The organism is Rhodococcus sp. PSi06, assembly GCF_054960675.1.
The window spans coordinates 123,804-142,016 of the sequence record NZ_JBHNYO010000007.1 but is presented as its reverse complement, the minus strand read 5'-3'; the positions used below and the strand labels follow the sequence as shown (position 1 = coordinate 142,016).

The following is an 18,213-nucleotide window of genomic DNA, read 5'->3' as shown; positions in this document are numbered from 1 at the left end:
ATTTCCCGGAAGCGACGCCTACGACTACGCGGGCACGCAGGGTTCGTCGAGCCCTGCGGCTCGTCCGTGATGCCGCTCGACCTGCAGGTCCCACAGCCACACGAGCAGGGCGAGGACCGCGAATCCGGCTCCGGCGATACAGACGCCCGCCCACTCGAAGTGCTCCCAGGCCAGCGTGCCGACAGCGGATCCGGCCGATGCGCCCACGAAATACGTCGTCATGTACACGGAATTGATGCGGGCCCGAGCGTCGGGTTGGAGGGCGTAGACGACGTTCTGATTGCTCACGTGCACGCCCTGCAATGCCAGGTCGACGAGCACGAACGCAATCACGAACACCACCCAGTACCGCCCGCCGAGTGCGAACAGCGGCCATACTGCGAGCAACAGGACGGCGCAGGTACCGCTGGCCCACTGGACCAGTCCACGGTCTGCGAGTCTGCCCGCGACCGAGGCCATCACGGCACCTGCAACGCCGGTCAGGCCGATCAGACCGATCTGTGCGGCACTGAATCCGAAACGGTCACCCGAGAGCAACAGCGTCATGCTGGCGAACACGGTGCTCACCGACGCGAATGCCAGGCCGCCGAGCAGAGCGCGAGTGCGCAGCCGCGCGTGGGTGCGCACCAGCCGGCCCATGGAGAACAACGCCGACCCGTAGGTAACGTCCACGGTGGCGGTGCGACGCGGCAGCACCCGCCACAGTCCGGCGGCGGATATCAGCATCAGCACGGCAGCCAGACGGTAGACGCCCTGCCATCCGGTCACCGAGGACAGCAGTCCGGAGATGCTGCGAGCGAGCAGAATTCCGGTCAGAAGCCCGCCCATCACGATCCCGACGATTCGGCCGGACTGTTCCGGGTGCGCCATCGACGCGGCGAACGGAACGATGACCTGCGCGGCAACCGAGAACAATCCGGCGATTGCAGTGCCGAGCAGTAGCCACGACAGTCCCGGCGCGAAGCCGGTGAGGGCCTGGCCCGCTGCCGCGAGGACCATGAGGCCGACGCTGAGCTTGCGGCGGTCGACCACATCGCCAAGAGGAACGATCAGCAACAGACCCAGCGCATACGAAATCTGTGCGACGGTCACCGAGACCGCGGCGGCCGATTCCGACACTCCGAATTCGGTGGCGATGAGGTCGAGAAGTGGTTGGTTCAGATAGTTGCCGCCGGCCGAGAGTCCGGTGGCGACGGCCATCAGCGCCACGACGGGAGTGCTCACCCCGGTGCGCGAGGTAGTTGCTGTGTTCACACAACAAGAGTTCACCCATTCGATCGTGCTGTCCAATAGAACGTTCCGCACGATCGATCTATCGGAGAGATAAGATCCACGTCTGTGGAGCTACGACACATCCGTTACGCCGTCGCGGTGGCAGAAGAGCGGCACTTCGGTCGGGCGGCCACCCGGCTGCGGGTTGCTCAATCGGCCTTGAGCAGCCAGATTCGAGACCTCGAGAGAGAACTCGGCGTCGAGTTGTTCGCGAGAACCAGCCGCAGTGTCAGCGTCACACCGGCCGGTGAGATCTTCCTCGAACGCAGTTACAGCGTGCTCGGTGCGGTGTCCCGATTGATCGCCGATGTGGCACCGGACCCCACCACCACCATCAGACGCTTACGTGTGGGGATGATCGTGCCCCTCGCCCGCGTCGATATCGTCGAGGTCGTCGGGCGGATCTCCCGGCAGTATCCGAACACGACGGTGACACTCCTACCCCGTGCCAGTGCGGACATTCTCGACGCTATCGCCGATGGGGATCTCGATCTCGGCATCATCGGTCTGGCCCCGGGCCGACCGAACACGGGGTTGACAGCAACCGCCCTGTGGACCGAGCCCCTGTCTCTCTTCGTTGCGCCCGATCATGCTTGGGCCGCGCGCGCGACGGTGAGGCTGGCCGATCTGTCCGGAGTGACGATGATCGACCGGCCCGCAGGGAGCGAGGCCAGACTGCAGTCCGATCACGCCTTCACCCGATCGTCGGTGACACGTGGGCACGTCCTCGAGGCCGATTCCGCCGAGCTCATCGGCCGGCTCACCGAGGCAGGACTGGGTGTGACGCTGCTTCCCACGTCATTGGCTACGGAGTTCCCGAGACTGCACATGATCGACGTGATCGACGCCCCGACGCGAACGGTGTCCGTGGTGACCAACCCGAACAACGCCAATGCCGTCATCGCGGCCTTCGTCAATGATCTGGTGACCACGGTGCGACGGTGACCGGTCCCATCGCAGCGTAGTGACCGAAGAGCTCAGCGCAGGGACCGGAGAGCTCAGCTCAGCGCCCGCTCCAATGTCGGCCACGATGCCCGCAGTGCGTCCTGCCAGTACTGCCAAGAGTGTGTTCCGGTCGCCGAGAAGTTCGTAGTGACCGGGATGCCGAGTTCGCCCAGGCGGTTCACCAGATTGTGGGCGCAGGCGTTGGATCCGGCCTCGATGAGACCACCGAGCACCGCCTGGTCCGCCAGCGGCGGCGAGCCGGCGGGGCGTACATTGCCGGGCATCTCGTAGGGCCCGGGCAGCCCGCTGGCATTGGAGACGAACAGTTCGAGTCCACGAAGCTTCTCGGCGTTGACGAGCGGATCGTGCTCTACCCACCGTGGATCACCGTCGGGTCCCCACATGTTGTCGGTGTTTCCGCCGCCACGTAGCTGTACCAACGCGCGAATGAAGCTTCGGCTGAGCGGATCACTGGTCTGCGCGCAGCCGCTGTACGACGCCACGCCCCGGTACAGTCCGGGAGCCTGAATTGCGAGATCGAGTACCGATCCCGCCGACATCGACAGCCCCCCGATGGAATTGACGCCGTTGGCACCCAACGCCTCGTCGAGCACCGCTGGTAGCTCGTGGGTGAGAAACGTCTGCCACTTGTTGCGCCCGAGCTTCGGATCGTCGCGTTCCCAGTCGGTGTAGTAGCTCAGGTACCCACCGACGGGCATGGCGACATTGACGTTCTTGTCTGCGAAGAAGTCCACGATGTCGGTCTTGGCCAACCAGTTGGCACCGTCGACACCTGCGCCGGCACCGTTGAGCATGTACAGCGTCGGCCGCGGCACCGACGTGTCGGCGGGCCGGATCACCTGAATCTTGATGTCGGCGTCCATCGAGGGCGAGTGGACGAGCACGTCCCACCGAACGTCGTCGATCTTGTCGACTCCCACGACGGTTCCCACCGGCCCACGGTTCTGCCCGGCGGCGGGTGTCATCGGATCTGCCGTTGCTACCGCGGGCAGCCCGAACAGCAATCCGGCGGACAGTGTCAGCACCGCGAGGCGGCGGACGACGACCGTCGGGAATGGAGCTTTCATCGATTCGTCAGTTCTTTCTTTTCGGCGGAGCGAAGTTCGTGGGCGATCCGAGGACCGATGGCGGCGAGTGTGGCGGGCGCGCACATCTGCCAGTGCGTGGCCTGTGCGGAGACAACGGTGGTCGAGCCCGCAACATGCGGATACCACTGCCCGACGCCACCGCGGCCGTCCAGGCCTGCCGCGACGTACAGGACATCGCCCGGGTAAACGCTCGGCCGATGTTGTTGCAGCAGCACGTGATTGTGCTGCGCTGCTCCGATGAGACGCTCGATGTCGGAGCGGTCGAGGATGCCGCCGGTGTCGACGGAGTCGAGCAGTTCGCCTGCGGACTCGAGGGAGACGACCTGACCGTCGGGCACCGCGAGGTCGATGCCGAGCCCTGACATCAGATCTGCCACCGCGATCTCCTCCGCCCAGTTGCCCTGATTGCCGAGGTGCGCGTCCAATAGCGACAGCGAGGCCACGGTTCGGCCGGACGCGGTGAGCTGAACTGCCAACTCGTGAGCGATGACGCCGCCCAGCGACCACCCGAGCAGATGCACCGGGCCTTCGGGTGCAACCCGGATGATCTCCTCGAGGTAGCGAGAAGCCAACTGCGTCAGAGTGTTCGGCAGTTCCTTCGGTGCCGGCGTCTGCAGGCCGTACAGCGGATTGTCGATGTAGCCGCCCAATCCGGTGTAACACCAGGCCAATCCGAGGATCGGGTGAATGCAGAACACCGGAGCGCCTGCGCCCGCCTCCCGTAGTGGCAGTAGGACGGCCAGTTCTTCGGTATCGATCGCGTCGGACGAGATTCGCTCGGCAACGGCACTCACCGATGCATCCATCAGCAGCGATTGCATGCCGATCTCGTAGGAGCGCCCTCGCAGCTCGCCGATCACCCGCATCGCAGACAGCGAGCTACCGCCGAGATCGAAGAAGTTGTCGTCCAACCCGATTCGCTGTGTCTGCAGCACTGCCTCGAAGGCCTCGACCACGGCGATCTCCGATGCCGTCCGTGCGGGCCGGTAGCCGGTGGTGCCGAAGATCGGCGTCGGTAGCGCGGCGACATCGAGCTTTCCGGTTCCGGTACGCGGAATCTGATCGATGACCGTCACCGCGGACGGCACCATATGAGCGGGCAGCGACCGCCTGGCATGCTCGCGGACGGACGCGGGCGCTGCCGTGCCGGTGATGTAGGAGACCAGGGTCTGCTCCCCCGCGGGCCCGGGCACGGCCAGAGTCACCGCGACATCGACGTCGGAGTGCGTGGTCAGTACCGCGTCGATCTCGCCCGGCTCGATGCGGAACCCGCGAATCTTGACCTGCTGATCGCTGCGGCCGCTGTAGAGCAACCGGCCGTCGACGGTGCGCCGCACCAGGTCGCCGGTACGGTACATCCGCGTTCCCGGTTCCAGCGGATCGGCAACGAATCGTGTTGCCGTCAAACCGGACCGGCGGTGATAGCCGCGCGCGAGGGCCGGGCCCGCCACGTACAACTCTCCTCGCACTCCGATAGGAACGGGATGCAGACGGGCGTCGAGCACCATCGCACGCAGACCGTGCAATGGTCTGCCCAGCGTGATCGGTTCGGCGGTGCGCACCACACCGAGGGTGGAGATGTCGGTGGCTTCGGTCGGCCCGTAGCCGTTGAGCATCAGTCGCCCTCGACTCCACCGGGCCACCAGTTCTGCGCTGCATGCTTCCCCGCCGACGCACAGCACCTCGAGGCAGTCGAGTCCTTCAGGATCCAGGGTCGACAGCGCCGACGGTGTCATCAATGCGTGGGTGATCCGCTCGTCGCGGATGAAGGTGGCCAGCTCCGCTCCACCGAGAATCGTCGGCGGTGAGACCACCAGCGTTGCGCCGGCGGACAGTGCGGAGATCATCTCGCCGACCGCCATGTCGAAACTCGGAGACGTGTTGTGCAGGAATCGCGACGACGGTTCGACGCGATGCATCTCCTTACGTGAGGCCGCCAGGTTCGCGAGACCTCGGTGGCTGACGACGACACCCTTCGGTCGGCCGGTGGACCCGGAGGTATAGATCACGTATGCGGCAGTCGACGCCATCACCGGACCGGTGAGTTCGCTTGCTGCGACCGGTGTCTCGGTTGCCTGCTCGAGTTCGGCGATCGACGTGGGGTCGTCGAGTTCCACCCAGGGCACATCCGCCGGCATGCTGCGAGCCACCACCGAAATGGTCAGTCCGAGTACGGCACCGGAATCGGTGATCATGTGGGTGATGCGCTCGGCCGGGTATCCCGGATCGATCGGAAGGTAGGCCGCGCCGGTTCGGGTGACAGCCCAGGTGCACAGGACCGACTCCGCCGAGCGTGGAAGGGCAACAGCTACTACGGTTTCCGGGCCGACGCCGTATCCGAGCAGTACGCGAGCCAATCGATTCGCGTACGCGTCCGCCTGGCGGTACGTGTAGTCGATTTCGTTCCAGCGCAGCGCAACTGCATCCGGTCGGGCGGCCACAGCATCGTCGATCAACTGACCGAGGGAGCGGACCGGGGCGTCCGCCGGGCCGTGCAGCACGGTGTCCTGGGGCGGGGCAAGATCGCCGACCGGTGCCGACGGATCCGCCAGCGCCGCGTCGAGCAGCGCGGTGAACTCATCGACGAACCGGGTGGCGGTCGAGGCGTCGAACAGATCGGTTGCGTACCGCAGCGATCCGCGGAGTCCATCGGATTCGGTGATGGTCAGGGCCAGATCGAAGCGAGTGACCTCCGATTCGTAGGGGAACGGAGTGATCTCGAGACCGGGCAGCTGCATGCCCTCGGGCCGTGCGGTCTCCAGTGCGATCAGGGCCTGAAACAGCGGGGAGTGTGCAGTGGAGCGAGCCGGTGCCACTGCCTCGACCACTCGCTCGAACGGCACGTCGGAGTGCTCCATCGCGGCCAGATCCACGGTGCGGGTGTGCGCAACGAGTTCGGTGAACGATCGACTCGGGTTTACGTCGAGACGGAGGACCAGGGTGTTGACGAACATGCCGACGACGTCGTCCAGCGCACCGGATCCCCGGCCCGATACCGGGGTGCCGACGGGAATGTCCGTGCTGCCGGTCAATCGAGCCAGCAGCACGCCGTACGCCGCATGCAACACCATGAACGTCGAGGCTCCGGTGGTTCGCGCGAGCGAACGCACGGCCGCAGTAGTCTGCTCGGAGAGGGAGAACTCCACGGCCCGTCCACGTTTGGACGCCGCTGCCGGTCTGGGTCGGTCGGTGGGCAGATCGAGCACCGCGGGCAGGTGGGCCAAAGTCTGCTTCCAGTACCTGATCTGCTGTGCCAGAACCGAAGCGGGATCCTCGTCGTTGCCCAGTACTCGTCGCTGCCACACGGCGAAGTCGGCGTACTGCACCGGCAGTGGAGTCCATTGCGGTGGGGTGCCGTGTGACCGCGCCCCGTAGGCAAGGGCGACGTCGCGCGCCAGTGGCGTCATCGACAGCCCGTCCGCGCTGATGTGGTGCACCACGAGGACCAGCACGTGCGCCTTCGGTCCGGTCCGCAGCAACGTGCCGCGCAGCGGCACAGCGTCGGTGACGTCGAACCCGCGGCCGATCACCGCCGCCACCCGGGCCAGCACCTCGTTCTCGGCGACGTCCACCGGATGCAGGTCGAGTTCTACGTTCCGGGCGATCACCTGTGCCGGAACGCCGTCGACCACCGGGAAGTAGGTTCGCAGCGATTCGTGTCGGGCGAGCACATCGGCGACGGCGAGTTGCAGTGCGGCGTCGTCGACAGTCCCGTTCAACTGCACCGCAAAGGCGATGTTGTATGCCGCCGATGTCGGATCGAACCGATTGAGCAACCACATCCGCATCTGCGCGTAGGACAGCGGGATTACCGACGGTCGCGGACCGGCGACCAACCGCGGCAACGCGGAGCGTTCGGCCGAGTCGACCTCCGCGGCCAACGACCGCACCGTCGGCGACTCGAACACCGCGCGCACCGGTAGTGCCGTTCCGACCGCATCGTTGATGTGCGCGATCAACCTGGTGGCCGACAACGACGTACCGCCGAGGGCGAAGAAGTCGTCCCCCGCACCGACGGTTCGGTGCCGGGGCGCCGGTGTGTCGAGAACCTGGGCGAAGGCGTCGGCGACGATGCGCTCGGTGGCAGTGGCGAGCTCGGTGCAGACCTGCGTGGGGGCTGTCGGAATCGGCAGCGCGGCTCGGTCGATCTTGCCGGACCCCGTTCGTGGGATCGCCTCCAGCACCGTGATCGACTGCGGCACCATGTGAGTGGGCAGGAACCGGCGTGCATGATGCCGAACGAGTTCGGGGTCGAGTACTCGCCCGGCTGCCGGTACGACGTAGCCGATCACCTGAGATCCGTTCACCGCACTGACGGACTGTGCGACGCCGTCGTATCGGGCCAGTATCGCGTCGATCTCACCCAGCTCGATCCGGAATCCGCGTACCTTCACCTGCGCGTCACGGCGGCCGATGTGTTCGTACCGATTTTCGGCTGGAGTCGAGCCTGCGGAAACGACCCGGGTGATCAGGCGCACCAGGTCGCCGGTGCGGTACAACCTGCGGCCGTGGTGATCTGCGACGAAAGATGTTGCCGTCAGCCCGGATCGACGGTGATAGCCGCGGGCCACTCCATCTCCGGTGAGGTAGAGCTCGCCGACGGACCCGGTCGGCACGGGATGTAGACGATCGTCGAGAACCACCGACTCGACCCCGCGAACCGGCCCACCGATCGAGACCGGAGCGCCTGGTTCGAGTGGTCCGTCGATCGTGGCGAAGATCGTGGTTTCGGTGGGTCCGTACCCGTTGAACATTCGCAGGCGAGCAGACCACGCATCGGCGAGCGTGGGCGGGCAGGCCTCGCCGCCGACGACGATGGTGGTCGTCTCCGAAACGTCGGACGGGTCGACGGTGGCCAACGCTGCCGGGGTCACGAAGGCGTGGGTGACGCGTTGCAGCTCGGCGGCGAGTTCCAGCCCACCGAGTACGTCGGCGTCGGCGATCACCATGGTCGATCCCGCGCCGACGGCCAACAGCAGCTCGAGGACCGAGGCGTCGAAGCTCGGTGACGCGAAATGCAAGGTGCGTGAGGTGGTATCGAGTGCGAAGCGATCGACGAGGTCGGCAACGAGATTGACCAACCCGCGGTGCGATACGACGACGCCCTTGGGTTGGCCGGTGGTCCCCGAGGTGTAGATCATGTACGCGGGATGATCCGATCGCAGCACCGCAGACCGGTCGAAGTCGCCCACCGGTGTGCTGTCCGCGCCGCCGACGGCCGCGTCGTCGATGCAGATCCAGGTGGCGTCGGTCGGCAGCGATTCGAGGTGCCGATCGTCGGTGATGCCGAGCGTGACGGCGGAATCGGTGAGCATGTACTCGATGCGCTCGGCCGGATAGGTCGGGTCGATCGGGACGAACGCGGCACCGGTCTTGGCGACGGCCCAGGTCGCGAGGATCGAGGAGAGCCCGCGTCGTAGCGCGACCGCCACATACTGCTCCGGCCCCACTCCGCGTCGAATAAGGTTGCGCGCCAGTGCGGTTGCAGCGTCGTCGAGCTCGCAGTAGGTCCACCGAACTCCGCCGACCTCGAGCGCGACAGCGTTTCCGCCTGCACTCATGACGGCACCCGCCAGTAGATCGGGCAGAGTGCGATGCGCAAGTGCGGGTGCCCCGTGCAGGCGTTCGGACTCGTCGGCGGTGAGGATCTCGATGTCTCCCACCGGCCGAATCGGGTCTGCGAGCGCCGAGGCGAGGATCGTGCGGAACCGGTCTGCTAGAAGGGTGACCGTCGCTTCGTCGAATATGTCGGTGGCATAGATGATTTCCACCGAGGTGGCGTCGGACGACGACGAGAAAGACATGGTGACGTGCAGGTCGAACTTGGCCGCCACATGCGCGGTATCGAGTGGGCGTACGGACAGGTTCGGTAGCTCCACCGACGGCGGCGACGCGTCCTCGATCGAGAGCATCACCTGGAACAACGGGTGGTATGCCGTCGAGCGGGGCGGCTGCAGGATGTCGACCAGTCGCTCGAAGGGAATGTCGGCGTTGGCATAGGCGTCGAGATCTCGCTCGCGCACCGACGTCAGAATGTCGGTGAACGAGTCGGAGGGTTCGATCTGCGAGCGCAATACCAGAGTTCCGACGAACATGCCGACGAGGTCGTCCACTGCCCGCTGCCCGCGGCCTGCCACCGGAGTGCCGATCGTGATGTCGCGGGTGCCCGATACGCGAGCGAGGGTCGCTGCCAGTGCCGCGTGCGCGACCATGAATCGCGTCGATCCGGTGCGTTCGGCCAATGCGGTCATTGCTGCAGCGGTATCGGGGTGCAGATCGACGGACAGTCGGCTCCCTCGATGGGACGCCACCGCCGGGTGGGGCCGGTCGGTCGGCAACGCGAGTCGGTCGGGAACACCGTCCAGTGCTTCCGTCCAGTACCGAATCTGTTTCGCTGCAACCGAATCAGGATCGCTCTCGGCACCGAGACGTTCGAGTGTCCACAGCGCGTAGTCGGCGTACTGCACCGGCAACGGCGTCCACGTCGGAGCGTGGCCGGCTGCCCGAGACCCGTACGCGATCATCACATCGCGCGCCAGCGGGTTCATCGACCACCCGTCGGCGGCGATGTGGTGTGCAACGACGACGAGCACGTGCTCGTCGGCCGAGAGTTCGAGTACTGCGACTCGCAAGGGTGGCGCGACCGTCACGTCGAATCCCTGGGCTGCCAGGGCATACAGCGCGCCGTCGAGTAGTGCCTCGGTGGTCCTGGAGACGGTGACGTCCGGGTACCGCGACGTGACGACTTGCTGCGGGCCGTTCGGGCCGTCGGGGTACACGGTCCGCAGAATCTCGTGGCGTTCGACCACGTCGACCACACCGGTGCGTAGCGCAGCGACGTCGAGGATACCGCTGACCCGGAAGGCGGCGGCGATGTTGTAGGCCCCCGACGACGGGTCGAATCGGTTCAGCAACCACATCCGGTGCTGGGCCGGCGACAACGGGATTCGTTCCGGTCGGGGTCCTATGGCGATGGCGTGGCTTCCGCGACCGTGGCCGAGGCGGGTAGTCAGCAAGCGAACCGTCGGGGCTTCGAAGAGGTCTCGGACGCCGAGGTCGGAGTCCAGTTCCGCATTGACCCGCGCGATCACCTGGGTGGCGGTGAGCGAATCGCCGCCGAGGGCGAACCACGATCGCGTCACGCTGACCGGATCGGAGACGAGCACGTCGGAGAAGATCTGCGCAACAGCCGCTTCGGATGTTCCTACCGGCTCCACGATCTTCTCCGCGGCGGCCAGCGGGTCCGGGAGCGCTGCGCGGTCGAGCTTTCCGGCCGTGCCGAGTGGCATCGCGTCGAGCAGGACGATGGCCGACGGCACCATGTATTCGGGAAGGGTGAGTGCCGCGTGGGCCGTCACGGACTCGGTATCCGCCGGGCCGACGACGTACGCGATCAAGCGGTCCGAGCGCACGACGGCAACCGCCGAGTGCACACCGTCGACCGCCAGCAGGGCCGCTTCGACCTCGCCCAGTTCGAGCCGTTGACCGCGAAGTTTCACCTGGAAGTCGTTGCGGCCCAGGTACTGCAGTGCACCGTCCTCGGACCATCGCACGAGGTCTCCGGTGCGGTACAGCCGGCGTCCCGAGTCGGCCGCGACGAAGCGGGCCGCCGTCAGATCCGGCCGTGCGGCGTACCCGCGGGCCAGCTGCACTCCGCCGAGGTAGAGCTCGCCGGCAACGCCCACCGGCACGGGCTGCAGGAGCGAATTGAGAACGTGCACGGTGGTGTTCCACACCGGCGTGCCGATCGGGACGGGGCCTTGTTCGCCGGCTCCGGTGCGGTGGTAGGTGACATCGACTGCAGCCTCGGTCGGGCCGTAGAGGTTGTGCAGTTCGGCGTCGATCGCCCCGTGAAAGCGTTCGACGATGGCACGCGGCAGTGCCTCTCCACTGGAGAACACCTGCCGCAGCGAGGTGCAGCGGTCCGGGCCACCGTAAGTGAGGAACAACTCCAGCATGGAGGGCACGAAATGTGCTGTTGTGACGCTGTGTTCGCCGATGAGGTGGGACAGGTACACCGGGTCACGATGACCGTCGGGTTCGGCGATGACCGTGGAGGCACCGACGAGATGCGGCCAGAACAGCTCCCATACCGAGACATCGAATGTGGCCGGAGTCTTGTGCAGCACCACATCCTGGGTAGCGAGCGGGTACTCGTGCTGCATCCACAGCAGTCGGTTGACGATGGCGCGGTGAGAGACGGTGACGCCCTTGGGCTTACCGGTGGAGCCGGAGGTGAACAGCACGTAGGCCGCGTGGTCCGGACGCAGCCCGGGTGCGGGTCCGAGGGGCCCGGTGCCGAATGCGCTCAGATCCAGAGTGTCGAGATCGACCGCGTCGACCGGAACATCGACCAGTGTGCCGAGTATCAACGACGGCGCTGCGGTGGTGATGAGATGCTCGATGCGAGTCCGCGGCATCGACGGGTCGACGGGGAGGTACGCACCGCCGGCGGCCAGCACCGCGTGGACTGCCACGAGTTGATCGAGGGAGCGGGCCATCGCCACACCGACCACGTCGTCGGGTCCGATTCCGACGCTGCGCAGATAGCGGGCCAGGCACCGCACGCGGGCACCGAAGTTGGCGTAGGTCAGGCTCTTTCCCTCGAACACCGCCGCGGTAGCGTCGGCATGCTTATTCGCCGCGGCTGCGAGGAGGTCGACGAGGGTGTGCGCGGCCACCGGGTGGTCGGTGCGGTTCCACTCCGTCCGCCGCGAATGCTCGTTCTCGGAGAGCAAGTCGAGTTGCGCAACCGGGCGGCGCGGGTCGCCGGTGAGTCCGTCCAGGGCACGGCGGAATCGCTGGGTGATCGATGTTGCGCGAGCCGAATCGATGCTGGCCTCCGCGTATTTCAACGTCATGTGCACCGTCGGCTCGAGGACGGTGATCAGCGTCAACGGATAGTGGGTGGCATCGGTGACGCTCAGGTCGCGTACTCGCATGCCCGCGATGTCGGTATCGCTGTTCAGCGCCGAGTGGTCTACCGGATAGGACTCGAACACTGTCAGAGTGTCGAACCCGGCTCCGGCACCCACTCGCGACCGGACTTCGGGCAGCCCCACGTGGTGACTGTCCAGCAGGTCCACACCCTGGGCCTGCACACGTGCGAGAAGCGATGCGACGGTGTCGTGTCGGTGCACACGGACCCGGACGGGCAGGGTGTTGATGAACAATCCGAGAGTGTCTTCGACGCCGGTCAGATCGGCCGGTCGGCCCGAGACCGTCGCCCCGAACACCACGTCGTCCCGGCCGAGCTCGGCGACCAATACCAGTGCCCAGGCAGCCTGGACGACGGTATTGACGGTGACCGACAACTCTCGTGCGGCGTCCTTCAGGGCCGAAATCGACGTGTCGTCGAGGGGTACCGACAACTCCGCGGGCATGTCGTGGTCTGCGCCGTGGCCGGGCACGAGCAACGACGGTTCCTCGACGCCGGACAGAGCATCGGCCCACTTGTCCAGTGCGGCTGCGTGATCACGCTGGTCGAGCCACTTCAGGTAGTTCCGATACGTCCTGGCCGGGACAGGAATGGGACCGTCGGCGGCGTACAGGACCAACAGTTCCTTGACGAAGATCGGCATCGACCACCCGTCGAACAGGATGTGGTGGTTGGTGACCACGAGTGACGGACCGTTCTCGGTCTCGATCAGTACGAACCGCAGCAACGGCGGTTCGCCCAGGTCGAACCTGGTGACGCGTTCGGCCCGGGCGATGGCGGGTACGTCGGCGGAATCGGCTTGGATTGTGCGCCAGCCTAATTCGGGATCGGCCAGGACGAGCTGCACCGCGGTCCCTCGATCGTCTCGAACGAAGGCCGTGCGCAGGCTGTCGTGGCGGGTGAGCAACCGGTGGGCGGCCCGCCGCAAGCGGGCAGCGTCGACGTCTCCGCCGAGCTCGAATACCAGCTGGGCGGTGTAGACGTCGACGTGCCCGCGGGTGAGCTCGGATTGGAACATCAGTCCCTGCTGCAGCGGGGCGAGTGGCCAGATGTCGTCCAGCTCGCCGTACTTGCTCTCCCACCGGTCTATCTGCTGCTGATCGACGTCGACCAGGGATACATCGCTCGGTGTGAGCCCACCCGCATCCGGGGCCGCTGCGTGCGCGGCGAGCCGAGCAAGCGCAGACGTCCATCGATCGGCCAACCTGTCGACCTCGTGGCGGTCCAATACGCCGCGAGGGAATGCGAACGTTGCCCGCAATCGACCGTTGGTGACCATCGCATTGATGTCGAGAGCGACCGTGACCGGCAGCCGGTCGCCGCTGCCGGAGCCGATGTCCATCGACGCGTCCGGGATCCAACCGCGGCCGCGCATGGCGTCGGGAATGTCGGTGTCGATGCGTCCGAGGTAGTTCATGCTGATCTGCGGTGCATGGCTCTCGGCGAGGACGGCACCGGTGTCGTGATTGAGGTATCGCAGCAGACCGAAGCCGCTGCCATTTCCTGGTATCGCGCGTATCTGTTCCTTGACGCGCTTGATGGCACCGGACGCCGACGCAGCACCCTCCAGGATGTTCTCTGCATCGATACCGTCGAGGCACAGGCGGACCGGGTGGGTGGAGGTGAACCAGCCGACCGTTCGAGACAGGTCGGCACCGGGTACCAGATCCTCGTCGCGACCGTGGCTTTCGACCGACACGAGAAACGACGACGGCCGTTCGGACCAGATCGCCAGCGCCAGTGCCGTGAGAAGCACGTCGTCGACGGTGCCGCGGTAGGTGCGTGTCAGCGGCCCCGTCAGAGCCTCGGTGATCTCGGCGGTGAGCTCGACCGAGACTTCGTCGCGGGTGGCACCGACGTCGATGCTCGGATCGAGGGGCCGCGAGCCGATCATCTCGTGCGGGCCGTCGAGAAGTGTTGTCCACCCGGCTAATTCCGAGTCCGATCGAGCGGCGACGTCGCGCAGGCCGTGGGCCCATCGGCGCATCGAGGTGGACACCGGCTGCAGCATCACGGCGGATTTCGACTGCACCTGATGCCAGGCTGCGGCCAGGTCGGGAACCAGAATGCGCCACGAAACGCCGTCGATCACCAGGTGGTGGGCGATGACGATCACGCGTCCGATGCCGTGGGTGTCGATGATCTCGGGGTGGCCGGTATCCGGGGCCACCCAGACCACCTGCAGCATGACGCCATCACGCGGACGCAGACGGCCGGCGAAGATACGAGCGGATTCGACCAGTACGGAAGCGAACTCGCGGCTGCCGGGTCTGCTGCTGGTCGACACCCTGGTGACGACCGCATCGAGATCCACACTGCCGGCCGGCCGAATCGTCAGGCCGTCGTCGGTCAGTACCGATCGCAACGCGTCGTGATGGTCGAGTATCGCCGCGACGGTGTGCCGCAGCCCGTCCAGTTCGAGATCTGCCGGTGCCGTGAGGACGAGAGTCTGGTGGAATGCGTCCATTCCGGCGGCCCCGGTCAGCGACCCGACCGTCTGCTCCATGATGGGGGTCAACGGCATATCGCCCACGCCGCCGCCCGGTAGCTCGTCGAGCGTCACCTGGTGCGCGACGTCGGTCGCGACCTCGGCCAACCCGGCGACGGTCCGGCGCTCGAAGACGTCACGAGCAGTGATCACCACACCCAGCGATTTCGCGCGAGCCACCAGCTGGATGGCAACGATGCTGTCGCCGCCCAGAGAGAAGAACGAATCGTCGATGCCGATCGAGTCGCGCTGCAGCACAACGGCCATGGCGTCGGCCAGAATGGTCTCGACCGGTGTCGACGGGGCGCGGTAGGCAGTGGCGTCGGACTCGAAGACGGGTTCTGGCAGTGCGGATCGATCCACTTTCCCGGTGGGGGTCAGGGGGATGGCGTCGATCTCGAGCACCACCCCGGGCACCATGTGGGCGGGCAGCGAGCGAGAGACGAACGCACGCAACGCCGTGTGATCGAGAGCGCCCGTCGGTTTCACGTAGGACACCAGGATCGAGGCGTCTCCCCGGCGGTGCACCACCGACACTGCGAAGTCCACCGACTCGTGTCGGGACAGGACTGCGTCGATCTCACCGAGTTCGACGCGTCGGCCGTGGATCTGAACCTGGAAGTCGCTGCGGCCGACGAACTCGAGCGTGGCCGAGTTCAGCGGACCGATCCACCGAACGATGTCTCCGGTGCGATAGAGGCGCCGGCCGTGTCCGAACGGGTCGGCGACGAAGCGGGCGGCCGACAGACCGGTTCTGTGGTGGTAGCCGCGGGCGATGCCGGGGCCGCCGAGGTAGAGCTCCCCTGCAGATCCCGGCGGCACGGGCCGCAGCCGGCCGTCGAGGACGACTGCGTACGAGCCCTGGACCGGTCGGCCGATCGTGATGCCGCGCGGATCCGTCTGAGGCTGCGTCATCGTCACGACGATGGTGGTCTCGGTGGGGCCGTAGCTGTTGAACAGCAGCGCTTTCGCGCCGAATCGACGCACCAGGTCCGGTGGCATCACGTCTCCACCGACGACGACGGCGACCAGGTCGTCGAGCTCGGAGGCGTCGACGGTGGTGAGCAACGCGGGGGCACAGATGATGTGGGTGATGCGCCGCTCACGAAGGAAGTGGGTGAGCTCGTCCCCGCCGATCACGCTGGGAGGGGCGACGACCATGGTCGCTGCCGCACTGAATGCCTGAATCATCTCGAACAGGGAGGCGTCGAAGCTGGACGACGAGAAACGGAGCAGGCGCGACGACGTGGTGACGCGCAGTTCTTCTCTGGCGTCCGCGGCGAACGTCGCCAGTCCTGCGTGGGTGACCAGAACGCCCTTCGGAGTGCCCGTGGATCCGGAGGTGTAGATCATGTAGGCAGCGTGCTGCTCGGTGAGCAGTGCGCGCCGATCTGCATCGGTGACGGGCGCAGACGACCTGCCGGCGCATTCCTCGCGACACTCGACGGCGTCCATGTCGAGCCAGGCCACGTGTTGCGGAAGCGTCTGCGACAGCACGTGTTCGGTGATTCCGATGGTCGCCGCAGAGTCGACGAGCATGTGGGCGATGCGTTCGGTCGGGTAGTCGGGGTCGACCGGAACGAACGTGGAACCGGACGCGGCGACGGCCCACAGTGCGACGATGGATGCGATCCCGCGAGGTAGGGCCACGGCGACGACGCTGCCCGGACCGGCTCCGCGCGCGATGAGGGTACGGGCGATCGTGTTGGCGCGTTCGTCGAGTTCGCGATAGGTGAGCTTCTCGGCACCGAACTCGACAGCGACGTTGTCGGCCGCAGCGTCCACACCGCGGCGGAGTAGGTCCGGAAAGAGAATGGGTGCAACAGCATCGGACCCGGCCAGCGGTACGAGGGCCGATCGCTCGGCTGCGTCCAGCACATCGAGGTCGAGTATCGCTGCGTCGGAATCTGCAGTGAGGAATCGCTCGAACAGGGCAAGGAAACGGCGGTGCAGATCCGTGAATTGTTCGGCCGCATAGATGTTGGGGTTGCCCTCGAACTCCAAGCGGGACCGGGTTCCGTTCGATGCCGGATAGATGTTGATCGACAGATCCTCCACGGGCCCGGTGGAGAGCACGTTGAACTCGCCGGTGAGCGGTCCGAATGTCACCTCGGTCTCGTAGGCCATGATGTTGAGCGCCGGGCCGAAGAATCCGCGAGTGTCGCTGCCTGCACCGCAGTCGCGCCGGATGTCCTCGGCTCGATAGCGCTGGTGCCGCAACGCGCCGGTCAGCTCCAACTGCACGTCCGCCACCAGTGTCGACAGCGTGCACCCCGGGTCGATGCGGACGCGGACGGGCAGCACGTTGGAGACCATGCCTCCGGAGCGTCGCAACAACGCGGTCGTGCGGCCGGCCACGGGCAAGCTCAGCACCACGTCGGTGGTTCCGGTCATCCGAGCCAGGAACGTCGCGACGGCGGCGATGGCGAGCGGAGCGAAGGCGGAGTCGAGGCGTCGCGCGGCATCGTCGAGCACTCGTTCGATCGGCTCCGGAAGGTACCCACCGCGCACGTGGGACCGCGCCGCGGGAGGGGCGAGGACGCCGGTGATCGATGGCGGCGGCGGCATGTCGATCGTCTTGCCTCGCCAGTACTCGCGATCCTTGGCGAAGCGAGGGGACTGCCGATAGAGGGACTCGGCGGCGTAGACGTCGGCGAGCGAACCGGCCCGAGACGGTGTGGGCTCGCGTCCCTCGCTGATGTCGGTGTAGATCGACGCGACGCGTCGCATGAACTGAACCGCGCCGTACCCGTCGAGCACGATGTGGTGGACGTGGGAGTACCAGAAGGTGCGGTCGTCGGCGATGCGCAGCATCGCGCCCATGATGAGGCGACCGTGCGTCAGATCGACAGGGGTGCTGTACGCGGCACGCATCCATTCACGCGCCGCGGACTCCGGATTCGATTCTCGGCGAAAGTCCACTACCGCCGAATCGTCGATGTTCTCGACGTCGATGTACTGGTGGGGTTCTCCGTCCACCTCGATCAAACGCACAGAACCGACACCGAACTCGCGCGCGGTGCGACGGCAGGAATAACGCATCAGGTCGAGATCGACGGCACCGCGAATATCGAGATAGTTGGCAATGGTGATCGGAACGGTACTCAACAAATGTTGAGCGAACCACAATCCACGTTGGGCGGCGGTGAGAGGAAAGGGTTCGGTGTCTTCCACAGACGTCCGATCCGGCTCTTCTTCCCGAATCGTCAGTGAATCAGGAGATTCCAATGACTCGCCTCTTCGTGCACGTAAGGGAGCGGATACCGGCACGCCGTCGTGCGATGAAAGGAAATCGACGTTGCCCCGAAACGTCCTCCACTGCGAATGGAGTTCCAGCTACCGGCTTATCGACGTAGGTTTACACACCCGTTACCAACGGGTCAACCGTCTTTGGCCCATCGCCGTAGTCCTTGTTAATTCACAGAATCCCAGGAGGCCATTCGATGACACCTAACAATGCC

4 protein-coding genes are annotated in these 18,213 nt (G+C 66.1%); 1 reads left to right on the top strand and 3 read right to left on the bottom strand.

The window, feature by feature from the left end; all coding sequences use genetic code 11:
- Window positions 1-24 precede the first annotated feature (24 nt).
- Window positions 25-1,200 (bottom strand): MFS transporter, encoded by a 1,176-nt coding sequence (locus ACFI9K_RS11345; RefSeq protein ID WP_462663667.1) that lies wholly within the window; start codon window positions 1,198-1,200, stop codon window positions 25-27.
- A 138-nt stretch (window positions 1,201-1,338) separates the two neighbouring features.
- Here ACFI9K_RS11345 and ACFI9K_RS11340 point away from each other — a divergent pair, with 138 nt between their 5' ends.
- Window positions 1,339-2,217, top strand: coding sequence for a LysR family transcriptional regulator (locus tag ACFI9K_RS11340; RefSeq protein WP_462663579.1), 879 nt, complete (start codon window positions 1,339-1,341; stop codon window positions 2,215-2,217).
- 53 nt (window positions 2,218-2,270) lie between these two features.
- On the opposite strand, the gene ACFI9K_RS11335 is transcribed toward ACFI9K_RS11340, so the two are convergent.
- Window positions 2,271-3,305 (bottom strand): alpha/beta hydrolase, encoded by a 1,035-nt coding sequence (locus tag ACFI9K_RS11335; protein ID WP_462663578.1) that lies wholly within the window; start codon window positions 3,303-3,305, stop codon window positions 2,271-2,273.
- The gene (locus tag ACFI9K_RS11330) at window positions 3,302-17,926 is read right to left on the bottom strand and encodes a non-ribosomal peptide synthetase (RefSeq protein ID WP_462663577.1); all 14,625 of its coding nucleotides are present in this window, start codon (window positions 17,924-17,926) and stop codon (window positions 3,302-3,304) included. The genes ACFI9K_RS11335 and ACFI9K_RS11330 overlap by 4 nt, the downstream gene beginning before the upstream one ends.
- Window positions 17,927-18,213 lie beyond the last annotated feature (287 nt).

Coding starts and splice junctions, on each gene's coding strand:
- ACFI9K_RS11335 (WP_462663578.1), bottom strand. CDS start 3,305: ATGAAAGCTCCATTCCCGACGGTCGTCGTCCGCCGCCTCGCGGTGCTG.
- ACFI9K_RS11345 (WP_462663667.1), bottom strand. CDS start 1,200: ATGGCCGTCGCCACCGGACTCTCGGCCGGCGGCAACTATCTGAACCAA.